Here is a 25,109-nt window from a genome sequence, read left to right as displayed (position 1 = left end):
CGCATGGCAGGCTGGACCCTCGTGAAGGTCGCCCTCCTGTCGGACTGCTACCCGCCGCGGCTCGGCGGGATCGAGCGCCAGGTGCACGACCTCGCCCACGAGCTGGTGCGGGCCGGGCACGAGGTCGAGGTCTTCACGGCGACCACCGGCCCGGCCGGCGAGCGCGGCGGCGTCATCGAGATCGAGGACGGCGTGACCGTGCACCGCCTCGCCATCCCGCTGCCGAACGGCTTGCCCGTCAACCCCTTCGCGCCGCCCGAGGTGCGCCGGCGGCTCCTCGCCGGCCGGTTCGACGTGGCCCACGCGCACCTCGGCGTCGTCAGCCCGTTCGCGACCGACCTCGTCCGCGTCGCCCTCGGTGTCGGTCTCCCGGTGGCCGCGACGGTGCACTGCGTCCTCGGCCGGTGGGTGCCGGTGATGCGCGCCGCCGGTCACCTGCGCCGCTGGGCCGGGCGTGGCGTGGCGCTCAGCGCGGTCTCGCGGATGGCCGCCGCCCAGGTGCGTGAGGCGGCCGGCGGCGCGCGGGTCGGGGTGCTGAACAACGGGATCGACGCCGCGTGGTGGGCAGCCGGCGAGGCCGGTGCCGCCGACCGCTCGGGCGCCGACGGCATCCACGTCGTCACCGCGATGCGCCTGGTCAGCCGCAAGCGCCCGCTCGCCCTGCTCGGCGCCCTCCACGAGGCACGGCGGCAGCTCGACCCGTCGGTCCCGCTGCGCGCCACCGTGGCCGGCGAGGGGCCGCAGCGCCGGGCGATGGAGGCCTACGTCCGGGCGCGCGACCTCGACTGGGTCTCGATGCCCGGCCGGCTCGACCGCGAGGGCCTGCGCCGGATGCACCACGCGGGCGACCTCTACGTGACGACGGCCCGGCTGGAGGCGTTCGGCATCGCGGCCCTCGAGGCCCGGGCGGCCGGCCTGCCCGTCGTCGCACCGGCCGGCACCGGGGTCGACGACGTCGTCGAGGACGGGGTCGACGGGCTCCTCGTGTCCTCCGACGCCGGGGTCGCGGAGGCCGTCGCCCGGCTCGCCGGCGACGACGCGCTGCGCCGGCGGATGCGCGCGCACCTGCGGCAGGACCCGCCGCGCCAGGACTGGCCCGCGACCGTGGCGGCGACGCTCGACGAGTACCGGCGGGCCGGCGCCCGGTGATCACCGTCCGGGGGGTGCGCGGGGGGCGCGAGGTGGTCTCGTTCGTGCTGGGGCACGGGGAGGACCCGGCGGCCGGGCTGGCCGCGCGCGGCTGGGAGCCGCTGGCGTCGAGCGTCGAGGGGGCGCTGCCCTCGATCGTCCTCACCTTCCGCGTCGAGGCGGTCAGCTCGCGCGTGCCCGGGCCGCCCGGCGGTCCCGGTCTCTCGGAGGCGGACCGGGCGCTCGCCGAGCCGCGCCAGCGCGTCGCCGCCTACGCCGTCGTCGTCGACGCCGACCGGCTCCTGCTGACCCGGCTCGCGCCGCTCACCGGCGCCGAGGGCAGGTGGACCCTCCCCGGCGGCGGGCTCGACCCGGGCGAGAGCCCGCGCGAGGCCGTCGTCCGCGAGGTGCACGAGGAGACCGGCCAGGACGTCGACGACGTCCGCTTCCTCGACGTCATGACGCAGCACTGGGTGGGGCGCTCGGAGCGCGGCGCCGAGGACTACCACGCGGTCCGGCTGCTGCACACCGCCCGCTGCACGCGGCCGACCCGCCCCGTCGTGCACGACGTGGGCGGGTCGACGTCCGAGGCCGCGTGGGTCGACCTCGACCGGCTCGGCGGCTACGACCTCGTGCCCACGGTGACGTGGGCGCTGCGCGTCGCCGGGGTGGTCCCGCGACGCCGGCCGCGGGGGCGGGGCTAGGGCCGGGGGTCCCGGCTGCCGCGCAGCCCGAGCAGCCCGACGAGGACGACGAGCGCGCCGCCGGCGACGACGGTCCACGGCCCGAGGTCGGACCACGGGATGCTCACGTCGGCGACCTCGGTGACGATGACGGCTCCGGCGGTGACGAGGCCGAGGACGCCGAGGATGAGGGCGAACGGCGCCGGGCCGCGACGCCAACGCTGCTCGACCGGCGCCGGGGTGGTCTCGAGGTGGGTGCGGCCGTCGTCGGCGCCGAGAGCCGGGCCCGTCGGGCCGGTCGGGGTGGCCGGGGTGGTCGCGGGGCCGGTGGGCTCCGGGCCGGGGACGCTGGCGCTCGCCCGGTCGTCGTCGAGCCCGAGCTCGGTGCGCAGGGGGCGGGTGGTGTCGTCGCTCATGGTCAGCTCTCCTCGATGATGGTCACGTCGCCCAGGCCGACGTCGGTCGTCACGACGAGCCCGGGGCTCGCGGCGTCGCCGACGGTGAGGGACGGGGACAGGTCGGTGCCCGAGCGGGTCTCGACGGACTCGAGCCCGCCGTCGGAGGTCTCGCGGTCGTGGCGCAGCTCGCCGACGCCGATGCGGGTCTCGAAGCGGACGTCCATCCCGGCGGGGACGCGGACGGTCAGCTCGCCGACGCCCATGGAGACGGCGACCGTCGAGGGGTCGCCGGACCCGGCCGGCAGGGCGACCAGGCCCCCGAGGTCGAGCGTGGCGTCCCCGGCGCCGAGCGAGTAGGACGCCGGCAGCGAGGAGGAGGTCGGGGTCCACACGCGGTCGCCGACCCCGCCGCGGGCGGTGGAGTGCGCCGCCGCGACGGCGAGGACCGTCACGAGCCCGAGGACGATGACGAGGAACCCGCTGAAGCCCGACGCCCGGCCGCTCGCACCGAGCCCGAGGACGATCGCGGAGACCGCGGCGAGGGCGAGGGCCAGGCCGAGGACGACCGGCTCGCCGGTGAAGCCGAGCGGCTGCGCGACGGCGGCGACGAGGCCGACGACGGCGATGACCAGTCCGAGCGACACGAGCCCGACGAAGCCGCTGGGACGGCGACGGCGCGGGGCCGGGGGAGGCGGCGGACCGAGCGGGCGAGGGGGCGCGGGCGGCATCGGCATCCCACCCGAGGGGCCCTGCGGCCGAGGCGGGTACGTCGCGCCGGGCGGGGGCGGCGGTGTGCCGTAGGCGGACTGCGGGCCGGGCGGGTAGCGGTAGGCGGCCGGGGCTCCGGCGGGGGGCGGTGACGTCATCGTCGCTCCTGCGGGGGGAGGGGGCGGGGCCTGGCCGGCCCACGGGGTCGGGGTGGTGCGGCTGCGCGTGGCGACGAACCACACGACGAGGCCGACGGGGACGAGCAGCCAGAGCGAGCCGCCCCAGGCGTTGCCGTCGCCGAGCACCGAGACGGCCCCGACGAGCAGGACGATGCCGGTGAGGACGAGCAGCACGATGGCCCACGCGTCGCTGCCGCGGACCGCGCGCTCGGCGAGGATCTCGCCCCGCACGTCCGGCAGCAGGAGCCACAGGACGAGGTAGAGGGGGATGCCGATGCCGCCGGCGATCGTCAGCGCGATCGCCGCGGCGCGGATGAGGAGCGGGTCGACGTCGAAGCGCGCGGCGACGCCGGCGCACACGCCGCCGAACCAGCGGCGCTCGGTGTCGCGACGGACGCTCGAGCGCCGCAGCCGGGCGAGCCCGTCGTCGAGCGCGGTCGGCGCGCCGGTCGGCGGCATCTGGGAGGTGGAGCTCTCGGTCATGGCACCACTGTGGCCGCGGCAGGGCCGGGGCGGCCATGAGGGTCGACCCTGAGCACCCCCTGACCGGACCCCGGCGGGCGGGTCACGGGCGCGCATCGTGCGTCAGGATGGAGGGGTGCCCACGCCCTACGAGCCCGCCGCGACCCGCGTGCGGACCGACGCCGGCCCCGTCCCCGGGGCCCTGCCGTCGCGTCCGCCGCTCGTGCGCGACCGCTCGGCGGGCTGGACGCCGGGGGTGTGCGACGCCGTGGCGCGCCACCTCGGCGTCTCGCGGCGCCTCGTGCGCGTCGCGATGGTCGTCCTCGCCTTCTCCGGCGGCGCCGGGGTCGCGGCCTACCTCTTCCTCTGGGCGCTGACCCCCGAGGCCGACGGCCCGGCCGGAGGGGCCGGCCCGGTCCAGGCCCGGGCGTGGTCCGAGCGCCGTCGCTGGGCGGTGCTCCTCGTCGCCGGCGTCGTGCTCGTCGCGGCCGGCGCGGCCCTGCTCGTGCCCGGGGTCGGGGTGTCGGCGCGGGGCTCGGTCCTGCTGCCGCTGTTCGTCATCGGTGTCGGCGCGGTCGTCGCCTGGTCCAACCTCGACGCGACCCAGCGCTCGCGCTGGCTCACCGGTGGACCCGACGGGATGGGCTGGGTCCGGGTGCTGCTCGGCTCGGGGCTCGCCCTCGTCGGCGTCCTCGTGCTCGTCACCCGCGGCAGCTCGGTCAGCGTCCTCTGGGACGCCGTGCTCGCGGCGCTCGCGGTCCTCGTCGGCGCGCTCATCCTCGCCGCGCCGTGGGCGCTGCGGCTGTGGGGCGACCTGCGCCGCGAGCAGGACGCCGCCGTCCGCGCGACCGAGCGGGCCGACATCGCCGCGCACCTGCACGACTCCGTGCTCCAGACCCTCGCGCTCATCCAGCGCCAGTCCGCCGACCCCGCCGCCGTGACCCGGCTCGCCCGCGCCCAGGAGCGCGAGCTGCGCAGCTGGCTGTACGACGGCCCGCAGGGGTCGCAGGCCTCGCTCGCGGCCGCGGTCACCGAGGTCGCCCACGAGGTCGAGGACCTCCACGGCGTTCCGGTCGACCTCGTCGTCACGGGCGACCGGCCCTTCGAGCAGCACGGGGTGGCCCTCTCGCGCGCGCTGCGCGAGGCGCTGCTCAACGCCGTGCGGCACGGGGCGCCCCCGGTCACGGCCTACGTCGAGATCGGCCCGAGCGGGGTCGAGGCGTTCGTCCGCGACCGTGGCGAGGGGTTCGACCTCGATGCCGTGCCCGAGGACCGGCTCGGGGTGCGGCAGTCCGTCCTCGGGCGGATGGAACGGCACGGCGGCAGCGCGCGGGTGCGCCGGCGCGACGACGGCACCGAGGTGGAGCTGCGGCTGCCACCGATCGAAGGAGACGACACATGAGCACCGCCAGGACCCCCGCCCCGACCGCGCCCGTCCGGGTCGTCCTCGTCGACGACCACCGGATGTTCCGCACCGGCGTGCGCGCCGAGCTGACCGAGGCGATGGCCGGGGGGACGCCGGTGTGCGAGTTCGTCGGCGAGGCGCCGGACGTCGACAGCGCCATCTCCGTCATCCGGGCCGAGACCCCCGACGTCGTCCTTCTCGACGTGCACCTGCCCGGCGGCTCGGGCAACGGCGGCGGCGACGTCATCCGCGGGTGCGCCGGGGTCGAGACGGCCTCCGGGGCGCCGGTGCGCTTCCTCGCGCTGTCGGTCTCGGACGCCGCCGAGGACGTCATCGCGGTCATCCGCGCCGGCGCTCGGGGCTACGTGACGAAGACGATCGGCGCGCGCGACCTGCTGACCGCGGTGCGGCGCGTGGCCGACGGCGACGCGGTGTTCTCGCCGCGACTGGCCGGGTTCGTGCTCGACGCCTTCGGGGCGGCCGCCGGCGAGATCGCCGAGGTCGACGAGGAGCTCGACCGGCTCTCGGCGCGCGAGCGCGAGGTGATGCGTCTCATCGCGCGCGGCTTCCAGTACAAGGAGGTCGCCAAGGAGCTGTTCATCTCGGTCAAGACGGTCGAGACGCACGTGTCGTCGGTGCTGCGCAAGCTCCAGCTGTCCTCGCGCCACGAGCTGACGGCCTGGGCAATGGGGCGCCGGCTCGTCTGAGCCGGACCTCGGCGGCGGCTGCGGTCGGGGGCCGCGGTCGGCGCGACGACCGGGCCGACGGGGTGGGGGTCGACATCGACGTCGGTGCTCCGGCGGCACCCTCTACGCTGGCGGCCATGGAGTTCGTCGAGCACGTCCTCGTCCTGCTGCACCTCCTCGGCATGGCCGCGATCATCGGCAGCGCCGTGTTCGTCGCCCGGGGCCGGGTGACGCCCGCGCTCGTCTGGGGCGCCCGGGCCCAGCTCGTGACCGGCCTGCTGCTCGTCGGTGTCGTCGAGGCGGGGGACGAGCCGGTCAACCACGCGAAGATCGGCGTCAAGCTGCTCGTCGCGATCGCCGTCGCCGCGTGCGCCGAGATCGCCGCCGCGAAGGAGCGCAAGGGCCAGGGCTCGCGCCCGCAGCTCGTGCAGGCCGCCGGCCTCCTCGCGGTCCTCAACGCGGCGGTCGCCGTCCTCTGGACCAGCGCGTCCTGACCCCAGCCGAGTCCCACGCGTATCGGGTCACCCGATACCGGTGCGCTTGACCCGAGAACCGTTGTCGGGTGGAGCGCGGTCGTATCGGGTGACCCGATACGCATGTGGTCCGGGTGGGGTCAGAGAGTGAGCAGGAGCTTGCCCTGGGTGCGCCGGCCCTCGAGGTCGTCGTAGGCCTGCGCGGCGTCCTCCAGCGGGTAGCGGCCGCCCACGGCGACGTCGAGCGAGCCGTCGGCCACGGCGGCGAGCACCTCGCCGGCCCGCCACTCCAGCTCGTCGCGGCTCGCGAGGTAGTGGCCGAGGCTGGGTCGGGTGACGAAGACCGAGCCCGCCGCGTTGAGGCGCTGCAGGTCGAAGGGCGGCACCTGGCCGCTGGCCGCACCGAAGAGCGCGAGCACCCCACGCGGCCGGAGCGAGGCGAGCGAGGCGTCGAAGGTGTCGCGCCCGACACCGTCGTAGGCGACGTCGACGCCCTGCGGCGCGACCTCCCGCACGGCCGCGGCGAGGTCGTCGACCGCGCGGTAGTCGATGACGTGCTGCGCCCCGAGCCGCGCCGCGGTCGCGCACTTCTCGGCCCCGCCGGCGGTCGCCACGACGACGCCGCCCCGGGCGCGGACCATCTGGACGAGGAGCTGCCCGACGCCGCCCGCCGCCGCGTGGACCAGCGTGGTCGTGCCGTGGCCGACGGGGAAGGTGCTCGTCGTCAGGTAGTGCGCGGTCATCCCTTGGAGCATCACGGCGGCGGCGGTCTCGAGCTCGACGCCGTCGGGTACCGGGACGAGCGTCGACGCGTCGCGCACCGCATACCGGGCCGCGCTGCCGACCGACATCGCCCAGGCGACGCGGTCGCCGACGGCGAGGTCCTCGACCCCCTCGCCGACCGTCACGACCGTGCCGGCGCCCTCGTTGCCGAGGACGTACGGCGTCTGCATCGGGTAGACGCCCTCGCGCTGGTAGACGTCGATGAAGTTGACGCCCACCGCCGCGACCTCGACGACGACCTCGCCGGGCGCAGGGTCGGCCGCCGGGCGGTCCTCGACGGCGAGGACGTCGGAGCCCCCGGCGCGCGTGACGACGAGGGCAGGTCCGTGGAGCTCGCTCATGACGCCACCCTAGGACGGCGTGACCGCCCGTCCGGGTCCGCATCGCACCGCATCCCGGGCTACGCCGCAGTAGGTGTCGTCAGAGCGACACCTACTGCGGTGTAGCCCGCTGTGCAGCGGGGGAGGGGGCGCCGGGGGCGGCACGGCGCGAGGCGCGTGGCCCGCCGGCGCGGTCAGGCGTCGAGGTCGATCCAGTAGCGGCGCATGAGGTGGCGGACGTCCTCGAGGACGCCGCCGCTGGCCTCGATGACCCGTGCCGACGCGAGGTTCTCCTCGGAGCACGTGACGAGCACCTCGTCCAGCCCGAGGTCGCGGCAGAACGGCAGCGAGAGCCGGAGCGCCTCGGTGGCGATCCCGCGCCCGCGCGCCGAGGGCCGCACCGAGTAGCCGATGTGCCCACCGATCTCGATGAGGAACGGCGTCAGCCGGTGCCGGATGGCCAGCGAGCCGAGGTGCTCGTCGGGCCGGGCGTCGTCCACGACCCAGAGGAACGTGCACGGGACGTGCCCCGGCGTGCGCGGGGCGTCCTCGTGGGCCTGCCCGCGGCGGTGCGCGACGAACCGCTCGAACCCCTCCGGCGTCTCGAGCTCCGCCCGGGTGAAGGCGACGCCGGCGAAGTCGCCCTCGGGAGCCTCGACCCAGACGCCGTCGCCGTCGCGGGTGCCCTCGCCGGCGGCGTCGAACTCGTCCTGCGCGGCCAGGTAGGACTCACGGAAGCGGGCATCGGGAGCGACGAGGGCGATCATCCCGGAACGGTAGCCACCGGCACCGCACGGCGCCAACGGGTTACGCGCGCAGGCCGAGCAGGACGTCGTCGAGCATGGCCGGCGTCAGGCGCTTGGTGAAGGTGTTGTGGGGGCTCACGTGGTAGCTGCCGACGAGCCGGATGCTCCGCCCGTCGGGCAGCCCGAGCACAGCCTCGGCCGCGTGCCCGAACCTCGGCTTCGGCGTGGGCACGTCCCACCCGACGGCCCGCGCACCGGCGAGGGCGGCGTCCCAGCCGATCGAGCCGAGGCAGAGGATCGTCCGCAGGTGCGGCGCGGCCAGCTGGAGGTCGCGCTCGAGCCACGGCGAGCAGGTGGCGCGCTCGGCCGGGGTCGGCTTGTTCGCCGGCGGGGCGCAGCGCACGGCGGCGACGATGCGCAGGTCGGTCAGGGCCTGACCGTCGCCGGCCGCCACCGAGGTGGGCTGCGCGGCGAACCCCGTGCGGTGCAGGGCGGCCCAGAGGAAGTCGCCCGAGGAGTCGCCGGTGAACATCCGGCCGGTACGGTTGGTGCCGTTGGCCGCCGGGGCGAGGCCGACGAGCAGCACGCCGGCCCGCGGGTCGCCGAACGACGGGCCCGGGCGCCCCCAGTACGGCTGGTCGGCGAAGGACGCCCGCCGCCCCGTGGTCGCGACGTCCTCGCGCCAGCGCACGAGGCGGGGGCAGGCGCGGCACACCGAGACCCGCGCCTGGAGCTGCGCCACGCCCTCGGCGGAGGTCGCCAGCCGGCGCACGCGTGCGGCGGTCGTCGCCACCGGGGTGTCGGGGTCGGCGGGGTCGCCGGGCCAGCCGGCGCCCGGCGGGACGGGCGAGGGGAGGAGCTCGCCGGTGACCGGGTGCGGGTCGAGGGGCTCCATCCCGCGACTGTACGGGCGGCGACCGGATCGTGGCGGGCTGCCTGCGCGCGGCCACGGGACGGGGGACGATGGGGTCGTGGCATCCGTGAGCGTGGTCGGTGGCGGCGTCGTGGGCCTGACGTCCGCCCTGCTGCTCGCGCGCGCCGGCCACGACGTCCGGTGCGTGCGCGACGTCCCGTCGCCGGGCACGGTGTCGGCGGTCGCCGGCGGCCTGTGGTTCCCGTACCACGTCGAGCCGCGCGACCGCGTCGTCGGCTGGGGCCTGGCGTCGCTGCGGCACTTCACCGCGCTCGCCGCCGACCCCGCGGCCGGGGTGGCGCTGCGCGAGGGCCTGCTCGTCGAGCGCGGCGGCCCTGACCGCTGGTGGACCGAGGGCCTGCGCGGATGGCGCGACGCCACGGCCGCCGAGCTGCCCGAGGGGGCGCCCTCCGGCGTCGTGGCCCGTGTCCCGCTCGTCGCGATGGTCGTCCACCTCGACTGGCTCGAACGAGCCTGTGCCGCAGCCGGTGTGCGCCTCGACAGCGGGCGCGTGGAGAACCTCGACGACGCACCCGGCGACGTCGTCGTCCTCGCCGCCGGCCTGCGCGCGCCCGAGCTGCTCCCCGGCCTGGAGGTCACCCCGTCCCGCGGCCAGGTGGCCCTGCTCGCCAACCCGGGCCTCGACCGGTGGCTCGTCGACGACGGCGCCCCGGGCGGGATGACCTACGTCCTGCCGCACCGCGGCTGGGTCGTCTGCGGCGGGTCCGACGCCCCGGGGGACCTCGACGAGCCCGACCCCGAGGAGCACGCGCAGATCGTCGAGCGGTGCCGGCGCGCGGTCCCCGCCCTGCGTGACGCCGAGGTGCTCGGCTCCCGGGTCGGGCTGCGGCCGGTCGCGCCGGCCGTCGACCTGCGCGTCCACGTCGTCGGCGGCCGCCCGGTCGTGACCAACGTCGGGCACGGGGGCGCCGGCGTCACGCTGTCGTGGGGCTGCGCGGAGGAGGTCGTCGGGCTCGTCGGCACGCTCGGCTGAGCGGCCGGACGCGCCCGACGACGGTGCCTCAGCGGGCGGAGGTGACCTCGGCGCTCGCCATCCGGGTGCGGACCCACGGGACGAGAGCGAGCATGACGGCGGCCACGGCGAGGGTGATCGCGGCGTTGACGAGGTAGTAGGCGGTGTCGCCGAGCCCGCTCATCGCGGTGATGAGCTGCGCGGCGACGGCCTGGCCGGCGGCCGTCGCGAGGAACCACAGCGCCATCGCCTGGCTGGCGAACGCGGTCGGCGCGAGGCGCGTGGTGGCCGAGAGGCCGACGGGGGAGAGGAACAGCTCGGCCACGGTCTGCAGGACGAAGACGCCACCGAGGACCCACACCGGCGAGGTGTTGCCCTCGTAGGTCGCGAAGGCCCAGGCCATCGCGAGCGCCGAGACGCCGATGAGCGTGACGCCGATGGTGAACTTCATCGGCGTCGAGGGGAAGCGGCCGGCCCGCTTGACCCAGAGCAGGCCGAAGAGCGGCGCCAGCGCGATGATCGCGAGCGGGTTGACCGACTGGAACCACTCGGGGTTGACCTGCACGCCACCGACGGAGGTGACGGTGCGCTCCTGCGCGAAGAGGGCCATCTTGCCCGCGGCCTGCTCGAAGATCATCCAGAAGACGACGGCGCCGACCCACAGCGGGATGTAGGCCGCGAGGTGCGTGCGCTCCTGCGCGTCGACCTTGCGGCTGCGGAACATCACGACGAAGTAGGCGACCGGGGTCGCGATCGCGAGGATCGAGATGGCGTCGATGACGGCGAGCAGCACGCTGTCGCGCCACGTCGACGCCAGCGCCACGAGGACGGCGACGGCCACGACCGCGCCGAGCGCGAGCAGCGGCAGCCGGCGTCGCTCGGTCGCGCCGAGCGTGTTCGGGACGTCGTCGCCGGCGCCGCGCAGGGTGCGCCGGCCCACGACGAACCAGACGAGCGCGACGCCCATCCCGACGGCCGCGGCCGAGAAGCCGGCGTGGTAGCCGTAGCGGTCGCGCAGGAAGGCGACGACGAGCGGCGAGAAGAACGCGCCGAGGTTGATCGACATGTAGAAGATCGAGAAGCCGGCGTCGCGGCGCGGGTCGTCCGACGCGTACAGGCGCCCGACGATGGCCGAGATGTTCGGCTTGAGCAGGCCGGTGCCGAGGGCCACGAGGGCGATGCCCAGCCACGCCGTGGGCGTCGCCGGGATCGCGAGGCAGACGTGGCCGGCCATGATGACGAGGCCGCCGTAGAGCGTCGAGCGGCGCGCGCCGACGAGCCGGTCGGCCGCGTAGCCGCCGAGGACCGAGAGCAGGTAGACGGCCGAGCCGTAGATCGCGACGACCGAGGTGCCCGTCGCCTCGTCGATGCCGAGGCCGCCGTTGGCGGCGGTGTCGACGAGGAAGTACAGGAGGATCGCCCGCATGCCGTAGTAGCTGAAGCGCTCCCACAGCTCGACGAAGAACAGCGTCGAGAGTCCCGTCGGGTGGCCGAGGAAACCGCGGTCGCTGCGGCTGCCCTCGGTGGGTCGGGTGGTCACGGACATCGGGTGCCTTCCTCTGGACAAACCCGTCGACCGTAACCCCGGCCCCGCCGGATGGCCGAATCGCGCAGGTCAGCCCTCGGGTCGCTGCCGCCCCCGCGCGGCCTTTGTCAGGGCCCGCCGGCGCTTGGCGTCGAGCCGGCGCTCGACCGAGCCGCGGGTCGGCCGGGTCGCCCGTCGGGCCGGGGGTGGCGGGGCGAGCGCCTCGCGCAGCAGGGCCGCCATCCGCTCCCGCGCGGCGGCCCGGTTGCGCCGCTGCTGGCGGTGCTCGGAGGCGGTGACGACGAGCCGCCCCTCGACGAGCCGGGCCACCAGAGCGCGCGCGAGCCGGCGGCGCTGGGCGTCCGAGAGGCCGGTGAGCACCGCGAGGTCGAGCTCGAGCTCCACCCGGCTGTCGGTGGTGTTGACGCCCTGGCCGCCGGGGCCGGAGGCGCGGGAGAAGCGCTCGACGAGGTCGGCGCCGGGCACCGTGAGGCCCTGCGGCACACCGGGTCCCGGCGGCACGACGAGGTCCATCAGGGCTTCCCGGTGTCGTCCTCGGGCTCCGGGGGAGCCGGCGCGCCGTCCGCCTCGTCTCGTTCCGCCCACTCGAGGAGGGGGGCGATGTCGAAGACGGCGTCGTCGATGCCCGCGTGGAGGTCGCCGAGCTCGGCGTAGCGGGCGGGCATCGTCGCGATGGTGAAGTCGTCGGGCTCGGCGTCGTCGACCTCGCTCCAGCGCAACGGGGCCGACACGGTGCCGATGTGGTTGCCGCGCACCGAGTACGCAGCGGCGATCGTGTGGTCGCGGGCGTTCTGGTTGTAGTCGACGAACACGGCCGAGGGGTCGCGGTCCTTGCGCCACCAGGTCGTCGTCACGTCGTCCGGGATGCGCCGCTCGACCTCGCGGGCGAAGGCCAGCGCGGCGCGGCGGACGTCGGTGAACCCGTGCTCGGGCGCGATGCGGACGTAGACGTGCAGGCCGTGGCCGCCGCTCGTCTTCGGCCAGCCGACCGCCCCGAGCTCGTCGAGGACCTCGTGCGCGACGTGCGCGGCGCGACGCACGCGGGAGAAGGGGGCGTCGGGCATCGGGTCGAGGTCGATGCGCCACTCGTCGGGCTGCTCGGTGTCGGCGCGCCGGCTGTTCCAGGGATGGAACTCGACGGTGCTCATCTGGCAGGCCCAGGCGACGTCGGCGAGGCGGGTGACGCACAGCTCGTCGGCGTGCAGGCCGTAGCGCGGGAAGTGCAGCCGGACGGTCTCGACCCACGGCGGCGCGCCCCGGGGCAGGCGCTTCTGGTGCACCTTCGGCCCCGCCAGGCCGTCGGGGAAGCGGTGGAGCATGCAGGGGCGCTCGCGCAGGGCGTTGACGATGCCCTCGCCCACCGACAGGTAGTACTGCACGAGGTCGAGCTTGGTCTCGCCGCGGGCGGGGAAGTAGACGCGCTCGGGGCTGGACACGCGCACGTCGAACCCGTCGACGTCGAGGACGACGGGCTCCCCGAACTCACCCTTGCGCGAGGCCATGGACCCCACGCTAGGGCCTCGCGCCGACACCCGGGCCGTCCCGCGCGACCTCGGGGTGCGCGACAGTCGCATCACCGACTAGTTGACGGTCCTACCTAGGTCGAGGACGATGTGGCTCGTGGGGCAGTCGCCGCGGCCGGACCGCGAGAGCCAGTGGCTCAAGGGGGTCCTCGACCTCGCGGTCCTCGCCGTGCTCGCGCGCGAGGGGTCGGCCTACGGGTACGCGCTCCTGGGCTCGCTCGCCGAGGCCGGCCTCCCCGGGCTGCGCGGGGGGACCCTCTACCCGCTGCTCGGGCGGCTCGAGGACGACGGCCTCGTGCGCAGCGAGTGGTCGGTGGCCGAGGGGGCGCCGGCGCGGCGCTACTTCGCGCTGACGCCCCGGGGGCACGAGGTCCTCGTGGCGGGCCGGGACGGCTGGACGTCCTTCGCCGACCGGATGACGAGAGCGCTGGAGGTCTGACGTGGAGGGGATGCGACCGGTCGACGGGATGCGCGTCGACGTGCTGGAGTACTGCCGGGTGCTCGCGAGCCAGCTGCGGCTCGCCGGCCTGCCGGAGGCGAGGGTGCGCGTCGTCGTCCAGGACGTCCTCGCCCACGTCGAGGCCACCCACGAGGACCCCGTCGAGGCGTTCGGGCAGCCCACCGACTACGCCGCGCAGTGGGCCCGGCCGCCGGGGGTCCGCCGCGTGCTCGCCCTGGTGCTCGCCAGCGCCGTGGGGTTCCCGGGCTTCTGGCTGGCCGTCGCCGCGTTCACCTCGCCCGTGGCGTGGGCCGGCGCGGTCCCGGTGACCCCGTTCCTCGTGTCGATGGTGATCGGGACGGCGGTGGCCGGCGCGGTGCAGCCGTGGACGGTGGGGCTGTGGCTGGAGCGGCGGGCGGGTCGCCGGGTCGGGAAGCGGCGGTCGCTGCTGGACCCCGCCGTCGACGTGCTCACCTGGGCCGTGCTCATCGTGGTCGTCCTCGTCGTGGTGCAGCGGGTCCTGGGGCCGGACGGCGACGGTCCGGTCCTCTTCCCCGTCCCGCGGTGGCTGATGCTGGCGGTGGGGCTCGGCGGGATGGTGCTGTCCTTCACGCTGCCCTCACCGGGGGCGCAGTCGATGCCGCGCTCGCCGGCCGACCGCCGCTCGTGGTGGGCCCGGGCCCGCTCCGTCCTCGACGGGTCCGGCAACCGTCGGCGGTCCTGAGCGGCGGGATTGTTCCGACCTGCGGAAATCTCCTTGGACAAACCCTAGACGCCGTGCTCCTCGTGGCCCTACGGTGGGGACAAGACCCCCGGGTCGCACCGATCGGAACCCCTGCACCGATCGAGCGCTCCGGGGGTCCACCCATGTCCGCGGTGTCGGCCCCGCGACGTAGGCTGGCTCCCGAGATGAGCACCCTGTTCGACGGCCTCGACTTCGGCCAGTCCCACCCCACCGACCCCGCGACCCACGCGAGCGCCCGGGCGGCCCTCGTCGACGCCGCGGGTGTCCCGACGTGGGCGCAGGCGGCCGCCGAGGGGCGCGGGCCCGACGGCGGCCCCGGCCGCCGCCTCGACGCCGCGGCGCTGCTCGAGGGGCTCAACCCGCAGCAGCGCGAGGCCGTCCTCCACGAGGGCCCGCCCCTGCTCATCGTCGCCGGCGCCGGCTCGGGCAAGACCCGGGTGCTCACCCACCGCATCGCCCACCTCCTGGCCGACCGCGGCGTCCAGCCCGGCCAGGTCCTCGCGATCACCTTCACGAACAAGGCCGCCGCCGAGATGCGCGAGCGGGTCTCCGACCTCGTCGGCCCGCGCGCCAAGGCGATGTGGGTCATGACCTTCCACAGCGCGTGCGTGCGCATCCTGCGCCGTGAGGCCGACAAGGTCGGGATGCGCTCGCAGTTCTCCATCTACGACGCCGCCGACAGCCAGCGGCTCATGGCGATGGTCCTGCGCGACATGGACCTCGACCCCAAGCGCTACAACCCGCGCGCGTTCGGCCACCAGGTGTCCAACCTCAAGAACGAGCTCGTCGACGAGGAGACCTTCGCCAGCCGCGTGGCGCAGGAGGGCACCCACCAGGAGCAGGTCCTCGCCGAGGCCTACAGCGAGTACCAGCGGCGGCTGCGACAGGCCAACGCCATGGACTTCGACGACCTCATCATGACGACGGTCCACATGTTCCAGGCCTTCCCCGACGTCGTCGAGCACTACCGGCGCCGCTTCCGCCACGTGATGGTCGACGAGTACCAGGACACCAACCACGCGCAGTACCAGCTGGTCAAGGAGCTCGTGGGCTCGGACGAGACGCGCACCGAGCACGGCGTCGAGCCGAGCGAGCTCGTCGTCGTCGGTGACGCCGACCAGTCCATCTACGCCTTCCGCGGCGCGACCATCCGCAACATCGAGGAGTTCGAGGAGGACTACCCGCAGGCGCGGACCATCCTCCTCGAGCAGAACTACCGCTCGACCCAGACCATCCTGCGGGCGGCCAACGCGGTCATCGCCCGCAACGAGGGCCGTCGCCCGAAGAACCTCTGGACCGACAGCGGCGACGGCGCGCGGATCATCGGCTACGTCGCCGACAACGAGCACGACGAGGCGTCGTTCGTCGCCCGCACCATCGACCGGCTGACCGACGCGCACGAGGCCCGCCCCGGCGACGTCGCCGTGTTCTACCGCACGAACGCGCAGAGCCGGGCGCTCGAGGAGGTGTTCGTCCGGGTCGGGCTGCCCTACAAGGTGGTCGGCGGCACCCGGTTCTACGAGCGCCGCGAGGTCAAGGACGCGCTCGCCTACCTGCGCGTGCTCTCCAACCCCACCGACACGGTCAACCTGCGCCGAGTCCTCAACGTGCCCAAGCGCGGCATCGGCGACCGCGCCGAGGCGTGCGTCGCGGCCCTCGCCGAGCGCGAGCGCATCCCGTTCGTCGCCGCCCTCGGGCGCCCCGAGGACGCGCCGGGCATCGCCACCCGGTCGGTCGCCGCCATCCGCGGCTTCACCCAGATCCTCGAGGACCTCGGCCGGGTCCGCGACGACGAGGAGAACGGCGTCGCCGACCTCCTCGAGGCGATCCTCGACCGCACCGGCTACCTCACCGAGCTGCGCGACAGCCGCGACCCGCAGGACGAGACCCGGGTCGAGAACCTCGCCGAGCTCGTCGCCGTCGCGCGCGAGTTCGACGACTCACGCCGCGAGACCGGCGAGGTCATCAGCCTCGAGGACTTCCTCGAGCGGGTCTCCCTCGTCGCCGACGCGGACGAGATCCCCGACAGCGCCGAGGCCGAGGAGCAGGGCGTGGTCACCCTCATGACCCTGCACACGGCCAAGGGCCTGGAGTTCCCCGTCGTCTTCCTCACCGGGATGGAGGACGGCACCTTCCCCCACCTGCGCAGCCTCGGCGACGCCAAGGAGCTCGAGGAGGAGCGCCGGCTCGCCTACGTCGGCATCACCCGGGCGCGCGAGCGCCTGCACCTCTCGCGGGCGGCCGTCCGATCCGCTTGGGGCTCACCGCAGTACAACCCGCCCTCGCGCTTCCTCGACGAGATCCCGGCCGAGCTCCTCGAGTGGGAGCGCGAGCTCTCCGGGGCCGCTGCCGTCGGGCGCCGCGACCAGCGGCCCGCCGTCGCGACCCTCGCCGCCCGTCCGGGCGTGCGCTCGCCGGGCAACCGGCCGCTCATCCAGCTCTCGCCCGGTGACAAGGTCACCCACGACACCTACGGGCTCGGCTCGGTCGTGCGCACGCTCGGCGAGGGCGAGAAGACGCAGGCCGAGGTCGACTTCGGCGGCGAGCTCGGGGTCAAGCGGTTCGTCCTGCGCTTCGCGCCCCTCGAGAAGCTGTAGCCGCGGACGCCGCGACCCCGGCGGCATGCGCCGGGGTCGTCGGTCGAGCAGGGGTGCCGCGCAGGGCGGCACCGGGGGTCACCAGAGGCCGTGGTCCTTGAGCCAGGGCACCGGGTCGATCGGGGTGTCGCTGGCGGTCGTCTCCTGGAACTCCAGGTGCAGGTGCGAGCCGAACGAGTGGCCCGTGTTGCCGACGAGGCCGACGCGGTCGCCCGGCATGACCTCCTGGCCGGTCATGACGTCGATGCGGCTCATGTGGCCGTACCAGGAGATGCTGCCGTCCCAGTACTTGATCTCGACCTTGTAGCCGAAGCTGTCCTCCCAGCCGGCCTTGATGACCGTGCCCTTGGACATCGCCGAGAGCGGGGTGCCGGTGGGGGCGCCGAGGTCGATGCCGTCGTGCGTCTTGCCCCAGCGCCAGCCGTACCCGGAGGTGATGTTCCACAGGCCGATCGGGCGGACCCACTTCTTGGCCTGCTTCTCGGCCGCGGCCCGGGCCTTGGCGACCTGCGCCGCCTTGCGCTCGGCGGCGCGCGCCGCGCGGACCTTGGCCTCCGCGCGGCCCTGGAGGGCGGCGGACTGGATGCTCGCGTCCTGGCGGCGGTTGGCCAGCTCGGCGCCGGTCTCGGCGTCGGACGCCTGCTGCGTGCGGACCATGGCCGTCTGCGTGCTCGTCAGCTCGAAGGGCTGCGGCGAGGACTCGGCCATGCTCGCCCCGGTGGCGGTGACCACGAGGCCGGCGGCGGCGACCGTCGGGAGGACGAACCCGGGGCTCAGGGCGCGGGGGGTGCGGGCGCGACGCTGGACGCGGTGGCGTCCGGCGTAGTGACGCCCGGTGTACGACCGGGAACTCACGACGGGGGGGACCTCGGGGGTGTCGACGGCAGGGGCCTGGCGGGGCCGCACCACCGTACCGTGACCATTCCGTGACACAAACTCGGGGGTGTGGACGACGGGAGCCGTGCTGTCGACATCGATGTCAGGTCCGGGTGGCTGACCTGCGCAAACGCTGCCGCGCGGGGCCCCGGACCCTGCTGTGAGCGGTCTCAGGGACCGGTCGACCGGCATCTTCGACGCTGACGACCCCGCACGTGCGAGCTTTTCGTGGCGGGCGGGCCTCCCGGATCGCGACGACCCCGCACGTGCGGGCTTTTCGTGGTCGGACCGCGTCCCGGACCGCGATAACCCGGCACGTGCGGGCTTTTCGTGGTCGGCCCGCGCTCCGGACAGCGACAACCCCGCACGTGCGGGGTCAGCCGCGGCGGGAGAGCGGCACGACCCCCTGCCGCACGGTGCTGCCGTCGGCGTCGAGCTGGGTCAGGGCGCCCGAGATGCCGTGCACGACCTCGCCGAGCATCGGCAGGGTCAGGTGCCCCGCGCCGTGCAGCCGCACCGAGCGGGCCGAGAGGTCCGGGTGGCGCAGGGCGGCCGAGCGCTGCGGCACGATCGCGGCGTCGCTGTCGGACCAGTACGCGAGGAAGCGGGTGCGGCAGCCGCGCACCGGCCGGGCGAGCTCGCGCATCAGGCCGCTGCCCGGGCGCATCTGCCGCATGAGGCGCATCGGCAGCGCGTACGCCGCCCACGTCCCCTCGTGCGGGGTGCCGAGCGTCACGAGGGTGTGCACCCGCTCGTCCCCGCCGAGGCGCGTCACGTAGTAGCGGGCGACGAGGCCGCCGAGGCTGTGGCCGATGACGTGGATGCGCTCGAAGCCGGTCTGCTCGCAGACGGCCTCGACCTCGTCGGCCAGCCGCAGGGCCGCCGTGCGGACGTCGGTCGCCACCGAGGAGTAGTTCATCGCGAAGACGTTCGAGAAGCCGCGGCGGGTGAGCCCGCGCCGCAGCACCGTGAAGACCGACCGGTTGCTGACGATCCCGTGCACGAGCAGGATCGGCGTCCCGGCGGCCTCGACGTCGGCGACGAGCATCCCGCGCTGCACCGGGGGCAGGTGCTCGAGACGGTAGGCCGGGCCGCCGGCGGAGCGGCCGGAGCCGACGAGCCCGAGCGGCCACGTCGTGAGGTGTGCCCCGAGCCAGGCGGTCTCCACGGCCGCACCGGCGAGGACGGCGGGGTCGGCGAGCGCTCGCAGGCCACCGAGCAGCGCGCGGCACGCCTGCGGGGCCCGCGGGGCGGGCTCCGAGGGCTCGGGGGTGGACGCACCGCGCGGCTGCTGGGGGTCGCTCATCGCGGGCTCACTGTAGGCGCGGCGCTACCACGGGGGAAGGTCGCCGGCGACCGGTGGGGGAGCGGGCCTCACAGCCGGGCCCTCGGCTAGGTCAAGGTCCTGCCCCGGACCGGTAAAGAGTTCCGGAGGGATGGTCAATTCTTCGCAAGAGCTCTTGTCTCGCAGGCCAACCGAGTTGGATGTTTCCACCCGTGCCCGAACACGGGTGCACACCCCTCCCCAAGGAGATCCCCGACCGTGAGACGACTCACCACCGGCCTGGCCCTCGGCGCCGCCCTCGCGACGATCGTCGCCGGCAGCACCTCCGCCAGCGCCGTCGGCGCCCCCTCCGCCGCCACCCCGGCCTCCACCTCCGCCGCGGCCGCCGCGGGCTCCGACCACGCCGCCCTCGGGCTCGCCACGGCCGAGAAGCTCGTCCCGCGGTCGGTCGTCACCGACAAGGACGGGACGACGCACACGCGCTACGACCGCACCTGGAACGGCCTGCGCGTCGTCGGCGGCGACCTCGTCGTCGAGAAGAGCGCCAAGGGCTCCCTCGAGGAGGTCCGCTACAACGCCGGCCGCACGTCCGTCGCCGCCCCGTCGACGACCCCGAAGCTCGCGAAGAGCGCGGCGGTCACGACCGGCGCCGAGCGCTCGAAGGCCTCCGGCGAGAAGAGCCAGGGCGAGCTCGTGGTCTGGGCGGGCTCGGGCAGCCCCCGACTCGCCTACGACGTCGTGACGACCGGGGTCAAGGCCGACCAGACCCCGAGCCGCCTGCACACGATCGTCGACGCGAACACCGGCGCGGTCGTCTCCAGCTGGGACGAGATCGTCAACGGCACCGGCAACTCGATGTACTCGGGCACGGTGACGCTCAACACGACGCAGAGCGGGTCCTCGTGGCTGCTCAAGGACAGCCACGGCAACTACACGACCGACCTCAACGGGTCGACGAGCTCGACCGCGGCCGGCACGCAGTTCACCGACGCCGACAACGTCTGGGGCGACGGCACCGCGTCCAACCGCCAGACGGCCGCCGTCGACGCCGAGTACGGCGCCGAGAAGACCTACGACTACTACAACAACGTCCTCGGTCGCGCCGGCATCTGGAACGACGGCCGCGGCGCCCGCAGCCGCGTCCACTACGGCAACGCCTACGTCAACGCCTTCTGGGACGGCACCCAGATGACGTACGGCGACGGCACGGGCAACACCCACCCGCTGACGAGCATCGACGTCGCCGCCCACGAGATGAGCCACGGCGTCACCGAGAACACGGCGGGCCTGGCCTACACGGGCGACGCCGGCGGCCTCAACGAGGCGACCTCGGACATCTTCGGGACCGCCGTCGAGTTCTACGCGAACTCCTCCGCCGACCCGGGCGACTACCTCATCGGCGAGAAGATCAACATCAACGGCAACGGCACCCCGCTGCGCTACATGGACAAGCCGAGCAAGGACGGCGCGAGCCAGGACTGCTGGACGACGAGCACGAAGAACCTCGACCCGCACTACTCCTCGGGCCCGCTCAACCACTGGTTCTTCCTCGCCTCCGAGGGCTCGGGCGCCAAGACCGTCAACGGTGTCTCGTACAACAGCCCCACCTGCAACGGCTCGACCGTGACCGGCGGCGGCCGCTCGAACATCGAGAAGGTCTGGTACCGCACCCTGGCCACCAAGCTGACCTCGACGAGCAACTACGCGGCGGCCCGTGAGGGCGCGATCGCGTCGGCCAAGGAGCTCTTCCCGACCAACACGGCCGTCTGCACCGCCGTCGAGAGCGCCTTCTCGGCCATCTCGGTCCCGGCCGGCACGCAGAGCTGCGGCGGTGGCACGACCACCCCGCCGCCCACGAGCGGCAACCTGCTCCAGAACGCGGGCTTCGAGTCCGGCGCCACGGTGTGGACCGGCACGGCCGGCCCGATCACCAACAACACCGGCCGCCCGGCCCGCACCGGCAGCTGGAAGATGTGGCTCGGCGGCAACGGCGCGACCGGCACCGAGACCGAGCAGCAGACGGTGACCATCCCGTCGACCGCGACCGCCGCGACCCTGTCGTTCTGGGTGCGCATCGACACGGCCGAGACGAGCACCGCGGCCTACGACACGATGAAGCCGCAGGTCGTGGTGGGAGGCGTGACGACGACGCTCGCGACGTACTCCAACGCGAACAAGAACAGCTCGTACGTGCAGAAGTCCTTCAACCTGCTGCCCTACAAGGGCAAGGCGGTGACGGTGAAGTTCACCGCCACCGAGGACTCCTCGCTGCAGACCTCGTTCGTCGTCGACGACACCTCGGTCGCGGTCAGCTGACCCGACGCCACCGACCGACGAGGGCGGTCCGACCACCAGGTCGGGCCGCCCTCGCGGCGTCCACGACGCGGGGGACCGCCGCCGGTCGGCGCGTGAGCGGGCCGCCCGGCGTGAGATTGCCCCCATCGGACGCCTCGGGTTCGGTGTCCCGACGCGGCGCGGATACGCTGCCCTGCGGACCACTTTCGCCGACAGTGAGGACGGATCGCCTCGTGGACCTCTTCGAGTACCAGGCCCGTGACATGTTCGAGAAGCACGGTGTCCCCGTGCTCGCAGGGGCCGTCGCCACCACGCCCGAGGAGGCGAGGGAGGCGGCCGAGCGCATCGGCACCGCGAGCGGCGGCGTCACCGTCGTCAAGGCTCAGGTGAAGACCGGCGGGCGCGGCAAGGCCGGCGGCGTCAAGGTCGCCAAGAGCGCCGACGAGGCGCAGGAGCACGCGCGCGCCATCCTCGGCATGGACATCAAGGGCCACACCGTGCACCGCGTGATGGTCGCGCAGGGCGCCCGGATCGCCGAGGAGTACTACTTCTCGATCCTGCTCGACCGCGCGAACCGCACCTACCTCGCGATGTGCAGCAAGGAGGGCGGGATGGAGATCGAGCAGCTCGCCGTCGAGCGTCCCGAGGCCCTCGCGCGCGTCGCCGTCGACCCCAACGTCGGCATCGACGACGCCAAGGCCCGCGAGATCGTCGAGGCCGCCGGCTTCGAGGGCGAGGTCGCCACGAAGATCGAGCCGGTCCTCAAGACCCTCTGGGCGGTCTACCGCGACGAGGACGCCACGCTCGTCGAGGTCAACCCCCTCGTGCAGACGGAGGACGGCGAGATCGTCGCCCTCGACGGCAAGGTCTCGCTCGACGCGAACGCCGACTTCCGCCACCCCGACCACGAGGCCCTCGAGGACTCCGCCGCCGCCGACCCGCTCGAGGCCGCGGCCAAGGAGAAGGGCCTCAACTACGTCAAGCTCGACGGCTCGGTCGGCATCATCGGCAACGGCGCGGGGCTCGTCATGAGCACCCTCGACGTCGTCGCGTACGCCGGTGAGGAGTTCGGCGGCCAGAAGCCGGCCAACTTCCTCGACATCGGCGGCGGCGCCTCGGCCGAGGTCATGGCCAACGGGCTGCACATCATCCTCGGCGACGAGCAGGTGAAGTCGGTCTTCGTCAACGTCTTCGGCGGCATCACCTCGTGCGACGCGGTCGCCAACGGGATCGTCGGCGCGCTCGACGCCCTCGGCGACGAGGCCACGAAGCCGCTCGTCGTCCGCCTCGACGGCAACAACGTCGAGGAGGGCCGCCGCATCCTCGCCGAGCGCAACCACCCGCTCGTCCTCATCGAGGAGACGATGGACGGCGCGGCGCGCAAGGCCGCCGAGCTGGCCTCCCAGAACTGACCCCGAGCGAGCGAGAAGAGAGAAACAGACACCCATGGCCATCTTCCTCACCGCGGACTCCAAGGTCATCGTCCAGGGCATGACCGGCTCCGAGGGCATGAAGCACACGCAGCGGATGCTGCGCTCCGGCACCGCCGTCGTCGGCGGCGTCAACCCCCGCAAGGCCGGCACCGACGTCGAGTTCGAGGGCGGCGTGTCCGTCCCCGTCTTCGGCACGGTCGCCGAGGCGATGGAGAAGACGGGCGCCGACGTCAGCGTCGCGTTCGTCCCCGCCGCCTTCACCAAGGCCGCAGCCATCGAGGCGATCGACGCGGGCATCCCGCTGCTCGTCGTCATCACCGAGGGCGTCGCGGTCAAGGACACCGCGGAGTTCCACAACTACGCCGCCGACAAGGGCGGCACCCGGATCATCGGCCCGAACTGCCCCGGCCTCATCAGCCCCGGCCAGTCCAACGCCGGCATCATCCCGGCCGACATCTCGGGCGGCGGCCGCATCGGCCTGGTCTCGAAGTCGGGCACGCTGACCTACCAGATGATGTACGAGCTGCGGGACTTCGGCTTCTCGTCCGCCGTCGGCATCGGCGGCGACCCGATCATCGGGACGACGCACATCGACTGCCTCGAGGCCTTCGAGAACGACCCCGAGACCGACGCGATCGTCATGATCGGCGAGATCGGCGGCGACGCCGAGGAGCGCGCGGCGGCGTACATCAAGGACCACGTGACCAAGCCGGTCGTCGGCTACGTCGCGGGCTTCACGGCCCCCGAGGGCAAGACGATGGGCCACGCCGGCGCCATCGTGTCCGGCTCGTCCGGCACGGCGCAGGCGAAGAAGGAGGCCCTCGAGGCCGCCGGGGTCAAGGTCGGCAAGACGCCGTCCGAGGCCGCCCAGCTGATGCGCGAGATCATGGAGTCGCTCGCCGGCTGACGCCCCCACCGCACCACCCCCGCCGACGGGCCCACCCCGTCGAGCGAGCAGGACACGCCGCCCGCGCCCCGTCGCCGGCGGCGTGTCCTGTTCCCTCGACTCCACTTGCCTCGACCGGTGGCCCGGCGGGCGTCAGCGGAAGTACGGGAACGTCGGCGCCATCGGGGGCAGGACGACGACGGCGGACACGGCGCTGCGGTCGAGGAACGACGAGGGGCGCCCGAGCTGCAGGCGCACCCCGCCCTCGAGGTCGAGCAGGTAGACGCTGGAGGTCTCGTCGGTGTGGACCTGACCGGGGAAGGCGTCCTCGAACGCCCCGACCGGCGAGCCCACGCCCAGGCCGCGGATGCGCGCCGTCGCCGGGGCGACCAGCACCGACAGCCGGCCGGTCTCCCGGTCGAAGGTGCCGATGACGTCGCCGTCACCGACACCGGTCTGCGCCCCCTCCTGGAGGAGCACGCGGTCGATGACCCCACCGCCCAGCTCGCGTGCCGCGACCCGGACCGAGTCCTCGAGCCCGGCGGACGCGATGGCCTGCCGGACGGTCGCCTCGTCCATCCCGACGCGGAAGGGGCCGAGCGAGCCGTCGTCGCCGAGGACGTCGGTACCGGTGGTCCGGTCGTCGCCGGACGGGCCCCGCGTGCTCGACGCCGGTGAGGGGGAGCCGGTGACGGCGGGAGAGGGACCGGCCGGCAGCCGGTCGTCGCCGCCGCGCCCGAGGAGGCCGAGCCCCCCGGCGAGCGCGACGAGGAGGAGCGACGCCGCGACGGCCCCGACGACGAGCACCCGGCGCCGGGCGCGGCCGGCCCCGTGCCGCAGCGCGGCCGGCTCCGCGAGGTCGAGCGCGTCGACGTCGGCCGCGAGGAGCAGGAGCGCCCGGCGGACGTCGTCGTGGTCCGGGGTGCGCGGGTGGTCAGCCACGGTCGGCCTCCTGGGCGTGGGGGAGGGCGCCGTCGCCGTCGGGCGCGAGGAGGGCCTCCAGCTGGTGGCGCCCCCGGCGCAGCCGCGCCTTGACGGTGCCGAGCGGGGCGCCGAGCTCGTCGGCCACCTGCTCGACGCTGAGGTCGGCGAGGTAGTACAGGGTGAGCGCCTCCCGCACCGGGGTCGACAGGTGGGCCAGGGCGTCGAGCACCGCGACGCGGTCGGGCGTGGGCGGCGGGGTCGGCGGCGGCGCGCCGTGCCGGGCGAGCGCGCGCTCGTGGGCGCGGTGCCGTCGCCACTGGCTGATGGCCAGCCGCCGCGCCACGGTGCGGACCCACGCGAGCGGGTCGCGCATCGCGGAGACCGAGCGCCACTGCGTCCACGCCCGGGCGTACGCCTCCTGGGTGCAGTCCTGTGCCAGCCCCAGGTCCCCCGTCGAGGCGTAGACGAGGTGCACGACACGGTGCACCGTCCCGCGGTAGAACTCGTCGAACTCGGCCGCCCGGTCCGCGCGCATGACCCCTCCCTCCGGTGCCCTCACCCCACCCGACGCACGAGCACCCCCGGCAGGATGCCCGATCCCGCGACCTCTTCGTGGGCAGGCTCGTCCGGGGGCGACGCCGCGCCCGGGTCGCGCCGTCCACCGGGGTGGCGCCCGGCGCGGCACCACCGATGCCGGTGCGCG

Annotated in this window: 24 protein-coding genes; 12 read left to right on the top strand and 12 right to left on the bottom strand. The window is 74.7% G+C overall.

The window, feature by feature from the left end; all coding sequences use genetic code 11:
- Positions 1 to 3: 3 nt before the first annotated feature.
- Together HL663_RS18360 and HL663_RS18355 are read left to right on the top strand one after the other, a co-directional pair.
- A complete protein-coding gene (locus HL663_RS18360) occupies positions 4 to 1,149 on the top strand; it encodes a glycosyltransferase family 4 protein (protein ID WP_173029775.1) in 1,146 nt (381 codons plus the stop codon).
- 14 nt (positions 1,150 to 1,163) lie between these two features.
- On the top strand, positions 1,164 to 1,832 hold the full coding sequence (locus HL663_RS18355) for an NUDIX hydrolase (protein ID WP_286175781.1): 669 nt from the start codon (positions 1,164 to 1,166) through the stop codon (positions 1,830 to 1,832).
- Here HL663_RS18355 and HL663_RS18350 read toward each other — a convergent pair.
- Positions 1,829 to 2,227, bottom strand: a complete 399-nt coding sequence (locus tag HL663_RS18350) for a hypothetical protein (protein ID WP_173029774.1) — start codon at positions 2,225 to 2,227, stop codon at positions 1,829 to 1,831. The genes HL663_RS18355 and HL663_RS18350 overlap by 4 nt on opposite strands.
- Positions 2,228 to 2,229: 2 nt before the next feature.
- Positions 2,230 to 3,579: a PspC domain-containing protein gene (locus HL663_RS18345; RefSeq protein WP_173029773.1), complete on the bottom strand. Its 1,350-nt coding sequence runs from the start codon at positions 3,577 to 3,579 to the stop codon at positions 2,230 to 2,232.
- A gap of 115 nt (positions 3,580 to 3,694) precedes the next feature.
- Between HL663_RS18345 and HL663_RS18340 the strand changes: the two genes are divergently transcribed.
- The 3 genes from HL663_RS18340 (at position 3,695) to HL663_RS18330 (ending at position 6,143) form a co-directional block, all read left to right on the top strand.
- On the top strand, positions 3,695 to 4,960 hold the full coding sequence (locus tag HL663_RS18340) for an ATP-binding protein (RefSeq protein ID WP_286175780.1): 1,266 nt from the start codon (positions 3,695 to 3,697) through the stop codon (positions 4,958 to 4,960).
- Complete coding sequence (locus HL663_RS18335; RefSeq protein ID WP_173029772.1) at positions 4,957 to 5,670, top strand: LuxR C-terminal-related transcriptional regulator; 714 nt, start codon at positions 4,957 to 4,959, stop codon at positions 5,668 to 5,670. The genes HL663_RS18340 and HL663_RS18335 overlap by 4 nt, the downstream gene beginning before the upstream one ends.
- 116 nt (positions 5,671 to 5,786) lie before the next feature.
- Entirely contained in the window at positions 5,787 to 6,143 is a 357-nt protein-coding gene (locus HL663_RS18330; protein ID WP_173029771.1) for a hypothetical protein, read from the top strand.
- A gap of 119 nt (positions 6,144 to 6,262) precedes the next feature.
- Here HL663_RS18330 and HL663_RS18325 read toward each other — a convergent pair whose 3' ends face one another.
- From HL663_RS18325 to HL663_RS18315, 3 genes are all read right to left on the bottom strand, one after another.
- Entirely contained in the window at positions 6,263 to 7,246 is a 984-nt protein-coding gene (locus tag HL663_RS18325; RefSeq protein ID WP_173029770.1) for a quinone oxidoreductase family protein, read from the bottom strand.
- 173 nt (positions 7,247 to 7,419) lie between these two features.
- On the bottom strand, positions 7,420 to 7,992 hold the full coding sequence (locus tag HL663_RS18320) for a GNAT family N-acetyltransferase (RefSeq protein ID WP_173029769.1): 573 nt from the start codon (positions 7,990 to 7,992) through the stop codon (positions 7,420 to 7,422).
- Between the two features lie 40 nt (positions 7,993 to 8,032).
- Positions 8,033 to 8,866 carry a uracil-DNA glycosylase gene (locus HL663_RS18315; protein WP_173029768.1) on the bottom strand — a complete coding sequence of 278 codons (834 nt, stop codon included), beginning with the start codon at positions 8,864 to 8,866 and terminating at the stop codon, positions 8,033 to 8,035.
- A 76-nt stretch (positions 8,867 to 8,942) separates the two neighbouring features.
- On the opposite strand from HL663_RS18315, the gene HL663_RS18310 reads away from it, so the two are divergent.
- On the top strand, positions 8,943 to 9,878 hold the full coding sequence (locus HL663_RS18310) for an NAD(P)/FAD-dependent oxidoreductase (RefSeq protein ID WP_216842630.1): 936 nt from the start codon (positions 8,943 to 8,945) through the stop codon (positions 9,876 to 9,878).
- Between the two features lie 28 nt (positions 9,879 to 9,906).
- On the opposite strand, the gene HL663_RS18305 is transcribed toward HL663_RS18310, so the two are convergent.
- The 3 genes from HL663_RS18305 to ligD form a co-directional block, all read right to left on the bottom strand.
- Entirely contained in the window at positions 9,907 to 11,403 is a 1,497-nt protein-coding gene (locus HL663_RS18305) for a peptide MFS transporter (protein ID WP_173029767.1), read from the bottom strand.
- Between the two features lie 69 nt (positions 11,404 to 11,472).
- Positions 11,473 to 11,919 carry an alternative ribosome rescue aminoacyl-tRNA hydrolase ArfB gene (gene arfB / locus HL663_RS18300; RefSeq protein ID WP_173030283.1) on the bottom strand — a complete coding sequence of 149 codons (447 nt, stop codon included), beginning with the start codon at positions 11,917 to 11,919 and terminating at the stop codon, positions 11,473 to 11,475.
- Entirely contained in the window at positions 11,916 to 12,905 is a 990-nt protein-coding gene (ligD, locus tag HL663_RS18295) for a non-homologous end-joining DNA ligase (RefSeq protein ID WP_173029766.1), read from the bottom strand. Before ligD ends, arfB begins: the two co-directional genes overlap by 4 nt.
- A 118-nt stretch (positions 12,906 to 13,023) precedes the next feature.
- Between ligD and HL663_RS18290 the strand changes: the two genes are divergently transcribed.
- The 3 genes from HL663_RS18290 (at position 13,024) to pcrA (ending at position 16,707) form a co-directional block, all read left to right on the top strand.
- Entirely contained in the window at positions 13,024 to 13,365 is a 342-nt protein-coding gene (locus HL663_RS18290; protein WP_216842629.1) for a PadR family transcriptional regulator, read from the top strand.
- Positions 13,366 to 13,375: 10 nt separating this feature from the next.
- The gene (locus tag HL663_RS18285; RefSeq protein WP_173029764.1) at positions 13,376 to 14,089 is read left to right on the top strand and encodes a hypothetical protein; all 714 of its coding nucleotides are present in this window, start codon (positions 13,376 to 13,378) and stop codon (positions 14,087 to 14,089) included.
- A gap of 185 nt (positions 14,090 to 14,274) precedes the next feature.
- Positions 14,275 to 16,707, top strand: coding sequence for a DNA helicase PcrA (gene pcrA, locus HL663_RS18280; RefSeq protein ID WP_173029763.1), 2,433 nt, complete (start codon positions 14,275 to 14,277; stop codon positions 16,705 to 16,707).
- A gap of 78 nt (positions 16,708 to 16,785) precedes the next feature.
- Here the strand turns inward: pcrA and HL663_RS18275 are convergent, their stop codons facing one another.
- Positions 16,786 to 17,562, bottom strand: coding sequence for a M23 family metallopeptidase (locus HL663_RS18275; protein ID WP_173029762.1), 777 nt, complete (start codon positions 17,560 to 17,562; stop codon positions 16,786 to 16,788).
- Between the two features lie 397 nt (positions 17,563 to 17,959).
- Entirely contained in the window at positions 17,960 to 18,889 is a 930-nt protein-coding gene (locus HL663_RS18270; protein ID WP_173029760.1) for an esterase/lipase family protein, read from the bottom strand.
- 237 nt (positions 18,890 to 19,126) lie between these two features.
- Between HL663_RS18270 and HL663_RS18265 the strand changes: the two genes are divergently transcribed.
- From HL663_RS18265 to sucD, 3 genes are all read left to right on the top strand, one after another.
- The gene (locus HL663_RS18265; RefSeq protein ID WP_173029758.1) at positions 19,127 to 21,184 is read left to right on the top strand and encodes a M4 family metallopeptidase; all 2,058 of its coding nucleotides are present in this window, start codon (positions 19,127 to 19,129) and stop codon (positions 21,182 to 21,184) included.
- A gap of 212 nt (positions 21,185 to 21,396) precedes the next feature.
- A complete protein-coding gene (gene sucC, locus HL663_RS18260; protein ID WP_173029756.1) occupies positions 21,397 to 22,575 on the top strand; it encodes an ADP-forming succinate--CoA ligase subunit beta in 1,179 nt (392 codons plus the stop codon).
- Between the two features lie 34 nt (positions 22,576 to 22,609).
- On the top strand, positions 22,610 to 23,503 hold the full coding sequence (gene sucD, locus HL663_RS18255; RefSeq protein ID WP_173029754.1) for a succinate--CoA ligase subunit alpha: 894 nt from the start codon (positions 22,610 to 22,612) through the stop codon (positions 23,501 to 23,503).
- Between the two features lie 132 nt (positions 23,504 to 23,635).
- Here sucD and HL663_RS18250 read toward each other — a convergent pair whose 3' ends face one another.
- Together HL663_RS18250 and HL663_RS18245 are read right to left on the bottom strand one after the other, a co-directional pair.
- Complete coding sequence (locus tag HL663_RS18250) at positions 23,636 to 24,424, bottom strand: hypothetical protein (RefSeq protein ID WP_173029752.1); 789 nt, start codon at positions 24,422 to 24,424, stop codon at positions 23,636 to 23,638.
- Positions 24,417 to 24,941 carry an RNA polymerase sigma factor gene (locus tag HL663_RS18245; protein ID WP_173029750.1) on the bottom strand — a complete coding sequence of 175 codons (525 nt, stop codon included), beginning with the start codon at positions 24,939 to 24,941 and terminating at the stop codon, positions 24,417 to 24,419. The genes HL663_RS18250 and HL663_RS18245 overlap by 8 nt, the downstream gene beginning before the upstream one ends.
- Between the last annotated feature and the right edge of the window lie 168 nt (positions 24,942 to 25,109).

Origin of the sequence: Arthrobacter sp. NEB 688 (assembly GCF_013201035.1) — a bacterium.
Taxonomy (GTDB): Bacteria; Actinomycetota; Actinomycetes; order Actinomycetales; family Dermatophilaceae; genus Phycicoccus.
The sequence above is the reverse complement of the archived record's forward strand: the minus strand, read 5'-3'. Positions and strand labels throughout refer to the sequence as shown.

Excerpts from the sequence above, each read along its gene's own strand:
- HL663_RS18325 (WP_173029770.1), bottom strand. The coding sequence starts at position 7,246 with ATGAGCGAGCTCCACGGACCTGCCCTCGTCGTCACGCGCGCCGGGGGC.
- HL663_RS18305 (WP_173029767.1), bottom strand. The coding sequence starts at position 11,403 with ATGTCCGTGACCACCCGACCCACCGAGGGCAGCCGCAGCGACCGCGGT.
- HL663_RS18270 (WP_173029760.1), bottom strand. The coding sequence starts at position 18,889 with ATGAGCGACCCCCAGCAGCCGCGCGGTGCGTCCACCCCCGAGCCCTCG.
- HL663_RS18360 (WP_173029775.1), top strand. The coding sequence starts at position 4 with ATGGCAGGCTGGACCCTCGTGAAGGTCGCCCTCCTGTCGGACTGCTAC.
- HL663_RS18350 (WP_173029774.1), bottom strand. The coding sequence starts at position 2,227 with ATGAGCGACGACACCACCCGCCCCCTGCGCACCGAGCTCGGGCTCGAC.
- HL663_RS18315 (WP_173029768.1), bottom strand. The coding sequence starts at position 8,866 with ATGGAGCCCCTCGACCCGCACCCGGTCACCGGCGAGCTCCTCCCCTCG.
- pcrA (WP_173029763.1), top strand. The coding sequence starts at position 14,275 with ATGAGCACCCTGTTCGACGGCCTCGACTTCGGCCAGTCCCACCCCACC.
- HL663_RS18335 (WP_173029772.1), top strand. The coding sequence starts at position 4,957 with ATGAGCACCGCCAGGACCCCCGCCCCGACCGCGCCCGTCCGGGTCGTC.
- HL663_RS18330 (WP_173029771.1), top strand. The coding sequence starts at position 5,787 with ATGGAGTTCGTCGAGCACGTCCTCGTCCTGCTGCACCTCCTCGGCATG.
- HL663_RS18345 (WP_173029773.1), bottom strand. The coding sequence starts at position 3,579 with ATGACCGAGAGCTCCACCTCCCAGATGCCGCCGACCGGCGCGCCGACC.
- HL663_RS18320 (WP_173029769.1), bottom strand. The coding sequence starts at position 7,992 with ATGATCGCCCTCGTCGCTCCCGATGCCCGCTTCCGTGAGTCCTACCTG.
- HL663_RS18285 (WP_173029764.1), top strand. The coding sequence starts at position 13,376 with ATGCGACCGGTCGACGGGATGCGCGTCGACGTGCTGGAGTACTGCCGG.
- HL663_RS18245 (WP_173029750.1), bottom strand. The coding sequence starts at position 24,941 with ATGCGCGCGGACCGGGCGGCCGAGTTCGACGAGTTCTACCGCGGGACG.
- ligD (WP_173029766.1), bottom strand. The coding sequence starts at position 12,905 with ATGGCCTCGCGCAAGGGTGAGTTCGGGGAGCCCGTCGTCCTCGACGTC.
- sucD (WP_173029754.1), top strand. The coding sequence starts at position 22,610 with ATGGCCATCTTCCTCACCGCGGACTCCAAGGTCATCGTCCAGGGCATG.